Source organism: Aliiglaciecola sp. SL4 (assembly GCF_041538045.1).
Taxonomy (GTDB): domain Bacteria; phylum Pseudomonadota; class Gammaproteobacteria; order Enterobacterales; family Alteromonadaceae; genus Aliiglaciecola.
On record NZ_JBGOSE010000003.1, the window covers coordinates 71,853 to 86,524 of the forward strand.

Below are 14,672 nucleotides of genomic sequence, written 5' to 3' on the forward strand. Positions count from 1 at the left end.
TTACCGATTATTGCATTACAAAGCCAGTGAAAAGTACTTGCTCTACCACTTCACTGCCGACTGTTTCATTTAATACTTTTTGTACTTCTCTGCCCGCTTGGTCTCTTAACGCTACCTTGCCAGCTTCAGTGACTAAATCATCTGCGTTTGAACTACTGAAAACCTTTAATAAGGTGCCTTCAATGAGCGGCACATGCATTTTTGCCATCTCTTCGTTGTCTGTTCCACGCACCATTAATTGCACTTTTATTTGTGCTAGACGGTCTTTCCCTTGTCCTGGAACGTTAAAAACAAACGGACGCGGCATTGCCACATACAAAGCAGTCCCTTTATTCGCAGAAGACATTGCAGCCCCATCATCTGACGCACCTTGTGACATTTCAGAGTCTGCAGTCATGTCAGGCTCATCTGAACTACCCATTAAAAAATATGCTGCGGCACCGCCACCGATTAAGATTACGGCTACGATGATTATGATAATCATCTTACCTTTGCCGCCCTCTTCCATTTGTAATTCTTCTTCTGCCATCGTCTTCTCAGTTATGTTTAGTGTGACTATTTGTGCATTGTAACAATAAATTGCGCTAACTAAACGATTCTAATCGCTCAATAACACTTCTATTACACAAAATAGTCTATTCCGCCTAATCTGCCATTAGAAATTCGCTGTTCAATAATCTGGGACTCTTCTGCCGGCATATTTTCGTCGCCCTGATTAGTGCCCACATATTCTGAATCTTGTTCACTGTTGCTACTACTTTCTTGCTGCACTGAAGACTGTCCAAGTTCAATACCTTGTTGTTCAAGGAGCTCTTTAAGTCTAGGCGTAGCTTGATCTAGCACATCTCTAGCTTGCTGTGATTGCACCACAATATTTACACTAGCTGTATCACCGGACATATTTAAGCGTACTTTCATTGCGCCCAAATCTGGCGGATCTAAACGGATCTCAGCTTGTAAATTGTTTTGATTCGCCATCCAACGGACCTTTTCCGTTAATTGCTGCAAACCTTCATTGCGGGTAATATTCACCGCCTTATCAAATTGAGCTATTTGCTGACCTTGTTTAGTCTGCAAATGTTGCGCCTGATTTACGTTTTCTTTAACTAAATTTCTTTCAGATACAAAGTTATGCTGTAACTGTTCTATTTTAGCGTTTAATTGACTAGTTAATTCTAAGCTTTGATTAAAACGTGTCACCGACTGATCTAACACTTCTGGCACTATTGGTACTAAATTGACTTTATTAGCCGCATCGTTAACCAATGCCGATAAGTCGATTGCAGGCTGATGCCCTTGCTTCATTTGTGCTTTTACTTCTTCAATTCCACTTTTCAACGCACTCACAAAGTCAGTTTTAAGATTTGTTTGGGAAGTATCAACTTGAGTAGTCGCTGATTTTAGATCTAGACGTTGGGCAAGGTTTGTCAATGCAGCATCGAGTTTTTCAGCTGGTAAATCAAGTAAAGCGGCAAGCTGCTTGTCTATCTGCTTGCTTGATAATTTTGTCTGTTGTGCCGTATTCGAGGCAATTTCTGCGGTTTGCGAGTTTAGTATTGTTTTGCCATCTTGTTGTAGTTCACTATTAACCGCTCCCTTTGGAGTGCTATCACTAGCATTAGCACTAGTATTAGCGACATGCAACATACTCAGCAGTAACTGCATATCTTCAATCACTGTATCTTGAGCTTCAACGTCTTCTAACGACATCATATTATTTGACATCGCTACAGCACCTGACTCTATGCTCAATGTTTCCCTTAGTTTATCCATAACCTTAGGATCAAGTTGTTCTAACAATTCGCCAATACGAGTAAGCAATTCATCGGCAGATTCTGCATCACCATTGGCACTGGTTTGTTCGGATGCATTAAGAGCACTTTGTAATTCAGTGACTAAGGTGGTTAAAGTATCTAGGGTGACGCTAGTTTCTTGCTCCACCGTAAGACTGCCGGCTTCCTCACTCACTTGGTCATTTATTTTTTGTTTATTCAGCTCGGCCTGTGGCTGATTTTGCGCAACATTTAACATCACCTCTGGATTATCAGCATCTATTTCAGGATCGACAATCAAGGTCTCTGCGGCAGCATCGGCACCTATCAATTCACTATTTTCTTTTTGCGAGAGTAAATCAAGCAAGGTTAAATCTGAATCCAAATCACCATCCACATCAGTTTGCTGATCTAGTATTTCATTGGCTATGTCTGTTTCACTATCAGCACTTTTATTCAATGTCGGTTCAACATTATCGGACGCTTTGGCGATACTTTTTTCTAACAAAGATAACCAATCAATCAACTTATCTTCGTCTACCGCTGCGTCTTCGGAAATTACCCCATCAAGTTGTTCGTGATTCTGGTTAATACTGTTAAGTGCACCTGCAACTAAGGTTTCATCCGCTATAGTAGTATTGTCTTGCAGTTGTTCAGCTTGCTCGTTAGAGATAATGGTGTCTTGCTCTGCTGCTCGCTCATCGCTGCTCTGCAATTTTGCCGTTTGCTCTTTTGTATCCGGTTTTGAAGTAATGTCTTTGCCGTTGCCTGTTAGCGGTTGATTAACATCTTGTTGGTCAGAAGCTAGACTGTCTTTATCACTCGATGGGTAAGCAACATCATCAGAGGTTTCATTAGGTGTCTGAGCTGAAGATTTTTGCTCTACAGGTTTAGCGTATTCTCGCGAATTATCTTTGCTCTTTTCTGTTAGCTCTGACTGTCGGCTCTGTTCAGCGGCGTTGGTATTTTCTTGAGCAATATAATTTTTACGAGGTTCATCAGGTTGGCCATACACCTTATCTGCTTGCTTTAAATACGAGCGAAACTCTAGCTGTTGACTAATATTGTTGCCAGAATAATCATTCACCTTAGTCATCAAGGCGGCAATTTCTGATTTAGTGGTGGCAATATCTTGCATCTTTAATTCCCGTTTCAGCATTGATTTATGGCTTAAATCAATCATCTTAGCTGGATACAGCAAAGAGTGTTCCAACACTGCAATTTTGCTGTTGGAAAAGGGCTTAAGAAACACACTTTATTGGTTGCGGATAAAACGTTGGGTGGAAAGTTCGTCCATAAATAACTGTTCAAGTTTATTATTCCTCACTTCTCGTGCCTGTCGCTTTTTATCTAACAACATTTCCACAGCTTTGCGTTTGCGCTGTTGGGCTAGCCAAAGGTCTCTTCGTTGCTCAGCAACTAAAACTGCCTGATTATGTACTTGCATTTGTTGCTGACAAGCTTTGTCTAACTTGCCGATAAATGAGTGTAACTTGTTAAATTTATCGATATTGAGTATGCCTGCACTTTTCATTTGCGTCTGACGTAAATAGTCCAAGCGGTAACCTTCCAAACTAGTCAACTTCTGCTTGTTCAACTCAGCATGCTGTTGTGCCAATTGAAAATCCTGGGCAAGACGATCTTCTTTGTCTTTTTCCCATCTGGCGACTAATTCTAACTGACGTTCTGCCATTAACCGTTACCTAAGCCCTTAGTTAAAGACAACATGGCTTCCATACATTCATCATAAGGTAAGATTTGTTTCATGCTTTGTTGCAAAAAGGTGTTGATGACAGGTTCAGCAGCGATGGCTAAATCCATTCTAGGATCGCTTCCTTTGGTATAGGCACCGATATTAATTAAGTCTTTGTTCTGTTGATAATTGGAATACACTTGCTTAATCCGACGACTGGCCATTAGGTGTTCTTCACTGACTACCATGGGCATAACACGACTAATTGAAGACTCAATATCGATGGCTGGATAGTGCCCGGATTCAGCTAAATTTCTAGAAAGTACAATATGCCCATCGAGAATCGCCCGTGCTGAATCAGCGATAGGATCTTGTAAATCATCCCCTTCGGTTAGTACCGTATAAAACGCAGTAATAGAACCTTGCCCCTCTTTACCGTTTCCGGCTCTTTCCACCAAAGCTGGCAGTCTGGCAAACACCGAGGGGGGATAGCCTTTGGTGGCGGGCGGTTCACCCACGGCTAAAGCAATTTCACGTTGCGCCATTGCATACCGTGTTAACGAATCAATTAGCAATAGTACGTTTAACCCTTTATCTTGAAAATATTCAGCTATTGCCACTGCGGTTTCACAGCCTTTGAGGCGCATAAGGGGGGATGTATCTGCTGGTGAGGCCACCACTACCGACTTTTGCCGTTCTTGATCGCCCAAAATATCTTGAATAAATTCTTTTACTTCTCGGCCACGTTCTCCCACCAAGCCAACCACTACTACATCTGCTGAGGTGCCGCGGGTCATCATACCTAACAGCACACTTTTTCCCACGCCACTGCCTGCAAACAAGCCCATACGCTGACCTTCACCCACGGTGATCATCGAGTTAATGGCTCTAACGCCCACATCTAAGGGATTCGAAATAGGTTTTCGAGATAATGGATTGATAGGTGGTTTACTTAGAGAAACGCGTTTTTCCGCTTTGATTGCTCCCAAACCGTCTAGGGGTTGGCCATTGCCGTCTACAACTCGTCCTAACAAAGACATACCGACAGGTAACCCTGGCTCACGGGAAAGAGGTTCCACTCGAGAACCTGGAACAATCCCTTTTACCGCTTCAGTGGGCATTAAATAGGTAATATTTTCGGCGAACCCAACGACTTCTGCTTCGATCTGTCCATCTACCGTTTGTACTAAACACTGGCTCCCCACAGGCATTTGACAGCCCACGGCTTCTAAGGTGAGGCCAATACCTCGAACTAGCTTTCCTGAAGCAACAATATGTGCCTCAGGGACTTGGCTTTGTAATGATTTAATTCGCTCGAGTAGTTTTTCCGACATCTTTTAGGACTCACTTTCGATATCACTTAGGCCTTGTTCACGCAAAAACTTATTGAGTACGTCTTTAACTCTTCGCTCAACAGAGGTGTCAACGGCATTTGTTTGTGTGCTGATATCGCATCCACCTCTAGACATATTTGGGTTTTCCACAAATACCCAAGCATTTTTTTCAATTTGTTCAGCCGTAAAACGCTCTTTAACCAATTCAATATCCTCAGGGTGCATATGTATTTGATATTGAGACTCGTGGACGGGAAGTGTTTTTAAACCTTCATTTAACGCATTAAATAGAATTTCTGGGTTAGTTTGTATTTCGGTTCGAATTACCGATTTTGCTAAAGAAACGGCCAATTTAACTAATTCAGACTGTAACTCTTCTTCTACTAAAGATACGGGCTGATGTAACTGTTCCATAAGTGTCTGCCAAGCCTCAATATGCGACTCAACTTGTTCTTTTCCCTGAGCTAAACCTTCTTCTAACCCTTGTGTTTGCCCTTGCTCTTTACCTTCTTCTAAACCTAGCTCTTTACCATCTGCATAACCGGCTTCATGACCTTCTTTCTTGCCTTGTTCAAAACCTTCTTTGTAAGCAGACTCGCGTATTTGCTCAATTTCTTCGGCAGTAGGCGGCAAAACCTTTTCGTCAACCTCTGGTGGTTCATACTTCCAGGTGCGCTTTCGATCAAAAACATTGGTTTTGGTGTCGGTATTTTCAAATGTTTCTTCTAAGATCGGCAATTCCCAAGCAGCGATATCATCGTCACTTAGGGTATGTTCATCAGTATCTTTTGCAGTCACATTTTTGTCCGTCACATTTTTATCCGTTTCATTAAAGCTAGCTAATTGAGAGTGGCTTTATAAGAACTCTTCGCCACCGCCGCCGCCAAGCATAATTTCGCCAGAATCAGCCAGTCTTCTAGCCACCGATAAAATTTCTTTTTGCGCAGTTTCGACTTCACTGATGCGAACCGGACCTAGGGCTTCTAAGTCATCAATTAACATTTCAGCGGCACGTTTAGACATGTTTTTGGTAATTTTGTTTTTCAGTTCATCATCAGCGCCTTTGATTGCTTTGAGTAATGAATCCTGTTGCACTTCACGCAGTATTGCTTGAATTGCACGATCATCCACATCCGCCAGGTTGTCAAAGACAAACATTAAGTCTTGGATCTGCTGACTCATTTCCTCGTCTTGTTCGCGTATCGCATCCATCAACTGGCCTTCGATATTGGTATCAAGATAATTCATGATATCCGCCGCTGACTTCAAGCCGCCCATTTTCGCTGCTTGTGTGCCCGCTTGACCGGCAAATTGTTTCTCCATAATTTCATTTAGTTCTTGCAAGGCAGCAGGCTGCACTTCTTCAAGATTAGCCACACGCATCATCAAGTCTAAACGCACTTTTTCAGGGAATTGTGCCAGTATTTCTGCCGATTGCTCAGCATCCAAATAGGACATGACTATGGTCTGAATTTGCGGGTGTTCGTTTCGAATGATACTGGCAACTTGTTTAGAATCCATCCATTTGAGGGAGTCGAGACCTTTAGCTCCGCTTCCCATTAGTATTTGGTCAATCAAGTTGGCCGCTTTATCTTCACCTAATGCTGCGGTTAAAGCGCGTTTCACGAAATCTTGGCTTTGGAAACCAATGGTACTGTAATTCTGTATTTCTTCGATAAAGTGTTTATGCACAGCGGTAATTTTAGGCTGGGTCATATCATCGATTTGCGCCATGGCTTGCCCTAAACGTTGTACTTGTTTGGGCTCTAAATGCTTAAGAATTTGCGCAGCATCCTCTTCTGATAAACTCAAAAGTAAAATAGCGGCTTTATCTACACCTTCTAATTTTCCAACGTCATAGCCGCTGGATTCTGGTAATTCTTCTTCAGGCATGTCTATTCCTACTCATCTTGCATTAACCAGCCTTTGACTACCTGAGCTGATAATTCAGGTTCATTGGCGACTAGAGCGCGAACCGCTTTTAATACATCTTCATCTTTGTGTAAATCAGGTAGCATCAAAGAACCATCAGCCGCAAAACCAACTTGTCCTTCATCAAACTCTTGAGACAACATACTAATAGTTTCATCTCCTAAGTCCAAAGCGCTATCAACATCAAAGTCGTCGCTTTCAGTGGTATCTTGAGGATTAATTAGTCGACTCAACATAGGTTTAACTAAAGCAAATATTAGTACGATAATAATAAGGGCACCAGCCGCTACTTTTACCGTTTGCGCAAACCATTCTTCTTTATAATAAGGGACTTCAACAGGTACAAAATCATTGTCACGACTAAATGGAATACTTACCACCTCTAAGGAGTCTCCTCGGGTGACATCAAACCCTATCCCACCTTGCAGTAAACGACGAATATTAAGCAGCTCTTGTTGCTCCCTTGGTGACGAGGACTGTGTGCCATCTTCCGCCACTTGGTTAACATAATCGACAGCAACAGACACGCTCAATCGTTTAATAAAGCCAGTCTGCTGTTTAGTATGACTAATTGTAGTATCTAATTCGTAATTGCGGGTTTCTTCTTTTGAATTTCTACCGGGTAAGGTTGTTTGTGAGTTACTACCAGTGGCATTTTCCGGGATGTTAGAGTCTAATGGAGGTTGATTGGTTAGGGCACCTGGAATACCAGCAATTGCGCCACCGACACTATTTTCCTCCACCAGCATCTCACTGCGTATAGCCGGCAAATCTGGGTTGTAACGGCGCTGGGTTTGTTCAACAGCGGTAAAGTCCATTGTTACATCCGCTTGTGCGGTGTAATTACCGAGTCCTAAAACCGGTATTAAGATAGAATCAATCTTTTCTAAGTACGCATTTTCCCGTTGTTTTTCTAATTCATATTCTTTTCTAGAACGAGCTGAAGCTGCATCTTGAGAGCCTGAATTAAGTAAACGACCATTGCTATCTGTTACTGTAACTCGACTTGGTTCCATGCCTTGCACCGCTGAACCGACGATATCAATAATGGCATCCACTTCTTCATTGGACAAACTAGAGCCACGCCCAGAGGTAACAACGACAGTGGCACTGGCTTTCTTCTCTCTTCGTGCAAAAACATTTTCGACCGGTAAAGCAAGGAGTACTTTAGCCCGTTTAACGCCATTTATTTCTTCAATGGTACGCGCAATTTGTTGTTCCCTAGCATGCTTTAAACGCTCTTTTTCAACTCGCTGAGAAACCCCAAACCCCATATCTTGCATGATAATTTCAGCACCGGTGTTTTCAGAGGAAGAAGAAAGACCTTGGCGAGTCATATTTAATTTGATCGCTTTATAGTCGCTTTCCAATACTTTGACAACGTTACCTTCAAGTATGTAGTCGGGGTAATTCTGATCAAGGTAATCGAGGGTTTCAATAAGTTCTTGGGTTTCCATTTTCCCCAAAGGACGGTAAGTAGGTTCTTGTGCCCAAATCACGATAAAAATCGCAATAGCGATACAGATCACTAGCGCAATCACTATGGTCACTTGACGCATAATGTCTACATTGCCTAATGCGTCCATAAAACCAGATTTATGCTCTAGTTCTGTGGAATCTGAATAATTGTCATTGTCACTAAGTGCAAGCTCAGTGCTAGTTGCCTCGGCCACGAGTTATCCTCTTGCTAAGTTAAACGGGCATGTTCATGATTTGTTTATATGCTTCTAGCACTTTGTTGCGTACCTGCACGGTAGCTTCAAAAGCAATGCCTGACTTCTCTTTGGTCAACATCACATCAGCAAGGCTCATATTGGGATCACCCATCTCAAATGCGATTTGTTTGTTTTTTGCATCGAGCTGCATATCGTTCACAGTGTTTATGGCCTGACCTAACATTTCGGCAAAGTTGTGTGAAGAAGGATTGGTGCCAGGAAGCTGCGCAACGTCCATTTGTGCGTTGGACGCCATTGCCTGCATTTCTTGATATAAAGATTGTGCTTTGATTTCCATGTGTCGCTCCGGTGGTCAAATCAATAGGCTTTGCGAATGTCAAAAAAAATGGCAAAGCATGAATTCTTTTACAGCTATAGCTTGACTAAGCAAACTCAATGCCAACCTTTTATATCTATAAATATCAATAAGTTATGGTGTTTGTCATTTTATTGACGGAGTGCCGTTTCCCCACGACTTAAGCCTGACTAAGCTGAGTAATGCTTTGAGATTTACCGGAGTAGGTTAACAGGAGGGTTTGAAGAGGTATGAACTCATCAAAAAAACTAAAAAAATAGCCGTTGGTTAACGGCTATTTTTGGGATATTAAATCACTAAGCAGGTAGTTCGATCCCCACTTCGCGCATACGAGCTAATTTGTATCTCAAGGTACGAGGACTAATGCCCAGTCGTTCGGCTACATCTTTGCGTCGACCGTTGCACGACTGCAAAGTGTCTAGAATGATTTGATGTTCTTGATGACGTAATTCACTGCCTAATTTACTATCATCTACCTCGGCTTGATTTCCTTGCTCAGCCACCATAGTTTGGCCAGTCTCAATTTCGATCATCAAATCATTGGCGTCAATCGTTTCACCATCAGATAAAATTAACGCGCGTTGGATCACATTTTCCAACTCTCGTACATTACCCGGCCAAACATGTTGCATTAATTTACTTCTAGCTGAAGCGGTTAAGCTCGGAGCAGGCTGATTACCGTTGTAATGCCTTTCTATCATGTGTTCAGCTAGGGGTACTATGTCCCCTGCTCGCTTATCCAATGGATGCCACATTAATGGGAAAACATTTAATCTGTAGTATAAATCCTCTCTGAATTTACCATCACTGACAACTTGTTTTAAATCACGGTTACTAGTGGCAATCACTCGCACATCTAATGCAATGGTTTTGCGGCCACCTAATCTTTCCACTTCTTTTTCTTGCAATACACGCAATAGTTTTGCCTGCAGTGCTAAATCCATTTCAGTAATTTCATCTAATAAAATACTGCCGCCTTGGGCCAATTCAAACTTACCCGGAGAGGCTTGCAATGCACCGGTAAAGGCGCCTTTTTCATAGCCAAACAAAGTCGCCTCTAACATATTCTCAGGAATGGCAGCACAATTAATAGCAACAAATGGCTGATCTTTGCGGCTAGACTGATCGTGAATATATCGCGCTAACACTTCCTTACCCGAACCACTAGGTCCTAAAACCATTACTGTTGCATCCGAGGTAGCGACTTTCTTCGCTAAATTAAGCAAGTTAATACTTGTTGGGTCGGCAGCAATAGGATTGCGGGATTCAACTTGTTGAGCTGGAGCATAACGTCCCACTAAATTTAGTAGTACTTCGGGACTAAATGGTTTTGATAAATAATCAGTTGCGCCATCGCGCATTGCTTGTACTGCATCATCAATTGTTGCATAAGCCGTCATCAATAAAGTCGGTAAGTTAGGGTATTTATTTTTAATACTGCGCAATAAGGTTAGGCCACTCATTTCGCCCATTTGAATATCACTTACGACCAAGTCGACTTTATGTGAACTTAGTTTGACCATCGCTTGTTCAGCCGAGTTTGCCTCTATAACCTCGTAACCACCTAGTAATAGGGTATCGACCAATGCCTCTCTTAACCCGGCATCATCTTCTACAATTAATATGCTGGTCTGACTCACGATTTCTCTCCCAAAGCCTGTTTAGTTGCTTGACTTGAATTAATAATAGGTAACATGAGGCTAAAACATGCTCCTGCGCCTGGCATATTTGACACAGTAACCGAGCCACCATGGGACTTAGCCACAGTTGCGACTACTGAAAGCCCTAAGCCTGTACCATGACTTTTTGAGGTATAAAAAGGCTCAAAAATGCGATTTAAACACTGTGTATCAACGCCCGGACCGTTATCTTGGATGTGCAAGCTCACCTGTTGACTGTCGTTCAAACAACTAATAGTTATTTGGCAATCTTCAGGCTGGACTTGAATCGCATTGTGAATAATATTTTGCAGTGCTCCCAAAAGCGCGGGTTTATTGCCTAATATTGTTAATTGTGGGTCAATATCTTTGACGATTAACTGGGCGTTAGCTTGTTGAACCATATTCTCTGAGGAAACCAATAATTCTGATATTAGCTCTGTTACAGAGATGTTTTGTACCACTTGCTCTTCACCACTTTTAGCAAACAACAACATGTCGTTTACCTGACCTTCTAAATCTTTCAACCTTAGCATGAGCTTTTCGCCAAAGCGCTCACGAGCACTATCACTAAGTTGATTGCTGGCTAAATTCGACGCGTACAATATCGCGGCAGATAGCGGCGTACGGATTTGATGAACAATAGATGCAACGGTTTTTCCTAAGGAAGACAAACGTTGCATGTGGCTAATTCGCTGCTGTAATTGTCTAGTTTCAGTCAAGTCAGTCAGCACGATAAGCTGACCTGGCTCGGCTGTTAACGGCGTAATGGATAATTTTACTTTTCGGCCATCATGCAAAGAGACCTCATGACCATCATCAGCTTGTGGTTTAAAAGAGCGGGCGATGATTTTTCGCCAAGCTTGGCCCTCTAACGGCTCACCTAATAAGGCTTTAGCTAAGGCATTGGCTTGTTTCACTTGCCCTTGTCCATTAATTACCACCACTCCGGCAGGCATAACCTGTAACAGGTGCTCAAGCCTAGTAGCTTGGCTTTTTAACTGCTCAAATTCTTGTTTGGACACTTCAGTAGTTGATGGGGTGTTTGATTGAGGTGCGACTGAATGTGAAGCACGATCACCTGAATGAGACGATGTTATAGAGCTAATTTCGCTCTGTTCGTCTGCATAGGATATGTTGAATGCACTGTCGAACGCCATAAAGTCCTCACGTCAAAAATATTACTCATGGTGAGTATTTAGCATATCCCATGCCAATTATTTTACCCTACATATCAATAGGTTAAACGAATTTAAACGGAGAATGGAACGTCAACAAAATGACGGGTGTGGATTTTAGTCTAAAAAACTTAGGAAACTAATTTAGGTAAAGATTAAACCCAACGGCTTTAGTCGCGGACAATAGCATATTTTCGCATCTTTTCAACAAGGGTGGTACGGCGCATACCTAGGGCTTCTGCTGCTCGAGCTACTACCCCATCTTGTTGGTCAAGGGCTTGATTGATCATGCTGATTTCAAGCTCTGATAAATATTCTTTTAGGTTCATACCGTCTGATGGCAATGCTGAATTGGTGTTCAATTCAGTGTTTTGATTAATCTCCTGACTACCATTGGAATCAGCAAATTCACTTTCATGGCTATCAGTGGATTCATCATCACTTGTGTCATTAAACAAAGCGATTATAGCTTCACGTTCCAATAACTCTTCAGGGTAATCAGGTTCAAAGTTGTCGCCATCGGTATATTGGTATTTAGAGGGTAAATCAGTTACGTCTACCACTTGATTGGGGTATAAAATCAATAATCTTTCGACTAGATTGGAAAGCTCACGCACATTGCCGGGCCAGAGGTGCTCCACCAGCGAATTAATCGCATTTTCGGTAAAACGCAATGACTTCTCATTTTCTTGCTCTAGTCGTGATACCAATTCTTGCAACAACAAGGGAATATCTTCTTTGCGCTCTCTTAATGCAGGGCTTTCAATGGGAAAAACATTCAAACGATAGTATAGATCTTCCCGAAAGGATCCTTCAGCGATCATATTTTCGAGTTCTCGGTGTGTAGCGGCCACAATACGAACATCACATTTAATGGGTTTATTGCCCCCTACTCGCTCATATTGACGCTCTTGTAAAACCCGCAGCAACTTAACTTGCATTTGCAAAGGCATATCGCCAATTTCATCTAAGAATAGCGTACCGCCTTCGGCTAATTCAAAACGACCTTTACGTGAATTGATAGCCCCAGTAAATGCGCCTTTTTCATGACCAAACAGCTCACTTTCGAGTAGTTCAGCTGGAATGGCACCACAATTTACAGGAATGAAAGGACCACTATTTCTATTTGACAAGAAATGTAGATTGCGAGCAATGACTTCTTTACCTGTGCCAGACTCGCCTAATACTAAAACATTCGCGTCAGAACTTGATACTTGCTCAATTAGGTGACGAACATTCTGAATTTCTTCGCTTTTCCCCACTAAACTACGGAATAATTTGGTTTTACTAGTATTCGTACTTTTGGCTGGCCGTTTACGTAAGTATTCTTGACATCGATGTAGCATCTGAGTCAAAACGGGATAGGTTACGGGCTCTTCTAGATGTCCGACAATATTAGCTCTAAATTCAGCATCTGTTTGTGCGTTGCCAATGACAATAAAGGGTTGGGCTGGAAATTTGCTTACCACATCATCAGTAAGCTCGGGCGAGTCGAAATCGATAATAACCGCTTCAAAGCTATCTTGTTTTTTCAACGCAGACATTGCTTCGGAAAAAGGAACCTGGGCACAACGTTCGCCTAAAAAAGACAAGATTGTTTTGAGATTATTGGCGCGCGACGTATGCCCGCTGATAATCAGAATTGTGCTCATCCTTTCCCCAACTTTGTTATTTTTATTTTTTGTATTCAAGGGTGTGTCAAATCCAAGTAAATGTTTGCCAAGCTTTTCTACTTTAAAATAGGTAATAACACATTACCTATTCGCGCAGTCTGTCTGCTCAAAGGTTAGCGTATATTTTTACTCATGTCAGCAACCTATAAAATGAAACTGAAACACACCTTGCGATTCTATCTTGATTTTAAACATTCGTTGTCGGATAGCAACTACCAATTTTTATGTTTATGAATAAAATCAGTAAATTGAACAAAATAAAGCAGCCTTAGCTGCTTTATTTTTGCTTACTCTATTTAAGTAAAACCCTTTGTGGGGAACTTAACTCAATAATGACAATACTTGTCCTTGCTGTTGATTCGCTTGAGATTGCACAGACAAAGATGCTTGGCTTTGAATTCCGCTAGCAATACTATCCGCTGTTGCTTGTGCATAATCGGTATCTTGCAAGCGACTTCTAGCAGCTGAAACATTCACATCAGTTTGGCTTAGATTACGTGCGGCACTAGCAAATTGATTTTGAGTCGCTCCTAAATCAGCTCTCGCCCCACCCACATATTCCAAAGCATTATCAGTAATTTCCAATGCTTCTTCAGCGCCTGCAGATGTCGACACGTCGATGTTTAACACATCATCAAGTTGAGCAGCCACATCTTGTGTGCCTACGCCTATGCGTTGCCCTGCGTTAGCTCCCACTTGAAAATCAATACTACCTTCTTCTGACAACAAGGGTTTTCCACCAAAATTGGTTTGCTCAATTGTCTGGGTAATGTTGCTTTGTAATTGAGAAATTTCCGATTGCAGCGCTTCGCGATCAGAATCACTAAGTATTCCATTGCCCGCTTGTACAGATAACTCACGAATTCGATTCACATCGGTATTAATCCCAGACAATCCGCCTTCGGCCACCTGAGATAAAGAGACTCCATCATAAGCATTGGAGATAGCTTGTCGATTCCCCTCTACTTGCGTGGTTAATCGATCAATGATCTGTTGCGCAGCAGAGTCATCGGCAGCACTATTAACTTGCTTACCTGAAGCCAGCTTTTCAAACAAGGTTTCTTGCTTTTGTTGTAACTGCTGTAAAATTGATGAATTGTTACTGGTATCAAGATTGATCATAAATCTTCTCCTCTTACACCTGTGGTTAAGGATAGCAAAATATCGCCGATAAAGTAAGCGACCGGCAATCAACTTAGGTGAAGCTAGGTATTGATATTCATAACTATGTATAATTATTCATCATAAAAGTATGATTCAATTAAACACAATTGACTCAGATACCACCAAAGGGTCACAATCATCCTAAGTACTAAATATCAATAAGTTAACGCTTTAACAGGAAAAACACGCCAGTGACTGCACTGGTCAATTTTAACGGGTTAGCTTGTGGCGCCATTA

The 14,672-nt window shown here is 41.9% G+C and carries 12 protein-coding genes; all 12 read right to left on the minus strand.

Annotated features, from left to right (window positions below; translation table 11 throughout):
* Window positions 1–7: 7 nt before the first annotated feature.
* Entirely contained in the window at window positions 8–529 is a 522-nt protein-coding gene (gene fliL / locus AB6T38_RS05710) for a flagellar basal body-associated protein FliL (protein WP_372546390.1), read from the minus strand.
* Window positions 530–621: 92 nt separating this feature from the next.
* On the minus strand, window positions 622–2,988 hold the full coding sequence (locus AB6T38_RS05715) for a flagellar hook-length control protein FliK (protein WP_372546391.1): 2,367 nt from the start codon (window positions 2,986–2,988) through the stop codon (window positions 622–624).
* A gap of 39 nt (window positions 2,989–3,027) precedes the next feature.
* Window positions 3,028–3,465, minus strand: coding sequence for a flagellar export protein FliJ (fliJ, locus tag AB6T38_RS05720; RefSeq protein ID WP_372546392.1), 438 nt, complete (start codon window positions 3,463–3,465; stop codon window positions 3,028–3,030).
* Window positions 3,465–4,799, minus strand: coding sequence for a flagellar protein export ATPase FliI (gene fliI, locus AB6T38_RS05725; protein ID WP_372546393.1), 1,335 nt, complete (start codon window positions 4,797–4,799; stop codon window positions 3,465–3,467). The genes fliJ and fliI overlap by 1 nt, the downstream gene beginning before the upstream one ends.
* 3 nt (window positions 4,800–4,802) lie before the next feature.
* The gene (fliH, locus tag AB6T38_RS05730) at window positions 4,803–5,612 is read right to left on the minus strand and encodes a flagellar assembly protein FliH (protein WP_372546394.1); all 810 of its coding nucleotides are present in this window, start codon (window positions 5,610–5,612) and stop codon (window positions 4,803–4,805) included.
* Window positions 5,613–5,654: 42 nt separating this feature from the next.
* Complete coding sequence (gene fliG, locus AB6T38_RS05735; protein WP_303470190.1) at window positions 5,655–6,692, minus strand: flagellar motor switch protein FliG; 1,038 nt, start codon at window positions 6,690–6,692, stop codon at window positions 5,655–5,657.
* Between the two features lie 8 nt (window positions 6,693–6,700).
* Window positions 6,701–8,404, minus strand: coding sequence for a flagellar basal-body MS-ring/collar protein FliF (fliF, locus tag AB6T38_RS05740; protein ID WP_348492769.1), 1,704 nt, complete (start codon window positions 8,402–8,404; stop codon window positions 6,701–6,703).
* Between the two features lie 19 nt (window positions 8,405–8,423).
* Entirely contained in the window at window positions 8,424–8,744 is a 321-nt protein-coding gene (gene fliE / locus AB6T38_RS05745) for a flagellar hook-basal body complex protein FliE (protein ID WP_348492768.1), read from the minus strand.
* Between the two features lie 314 nt (window positions 8,745–9,058).
* On the minus strand, window positions 9,059–10,402 hold the full coding sequence (locus AB6T38_RS05750; protein ID WP_372546395.1) for a sigma-54-dependent transcriptional regulator: 1,344 nt from the start codon (window positions 10,400–10,402) through the stop codon (window positions 9,059–9,061).
* On the minus strand, window positions 10,399–11,580 hold the full coding sequence (locus tag AB6T38_RS05755; RefSeq protein WP_372546396.1) for a PAS domain-containing sensor histidine kinase: 1,182 nt from the start codon (window positions 11,578–11,580) through the stop codon (window positions 10,399–10,401). Before AB6T38_RS05755 ends, AB6T38_RS05750 begins: the two co-directional genes overlap by 4 nt.
* A gap of 188 nt (window positions 11,581–11,768) precedes the next feature.
* Window positions 11,769–13,250 carry a sigma-54-dependent transcriptional regulator gene (locus AB6T38_RS05760; protein ID WP_372546397.1) on the minus strand — a complete coding sequence of 494 codons (1,482 nt, stop codon included), beginning with the start codon at window positions 13,248–13,250 and terminating at the stop codon, window positions 11,769–11,771.
* A 342-nt stretch (window positions 13,251–13,592) separates the two neighbouring features.
* Complete coding sequence (locus tag AB6T38_RS05765; RefSeq protein ID WP_372546398.1) at window positions 13,593–14,393, minus strand: flagellin; 801 nt, start codon at window positions 14,391–14,393, stop codon at window positions 13,593–13,595.
* Window positions 14,394–14,672 lie beyond the last annotated feature (279 nt).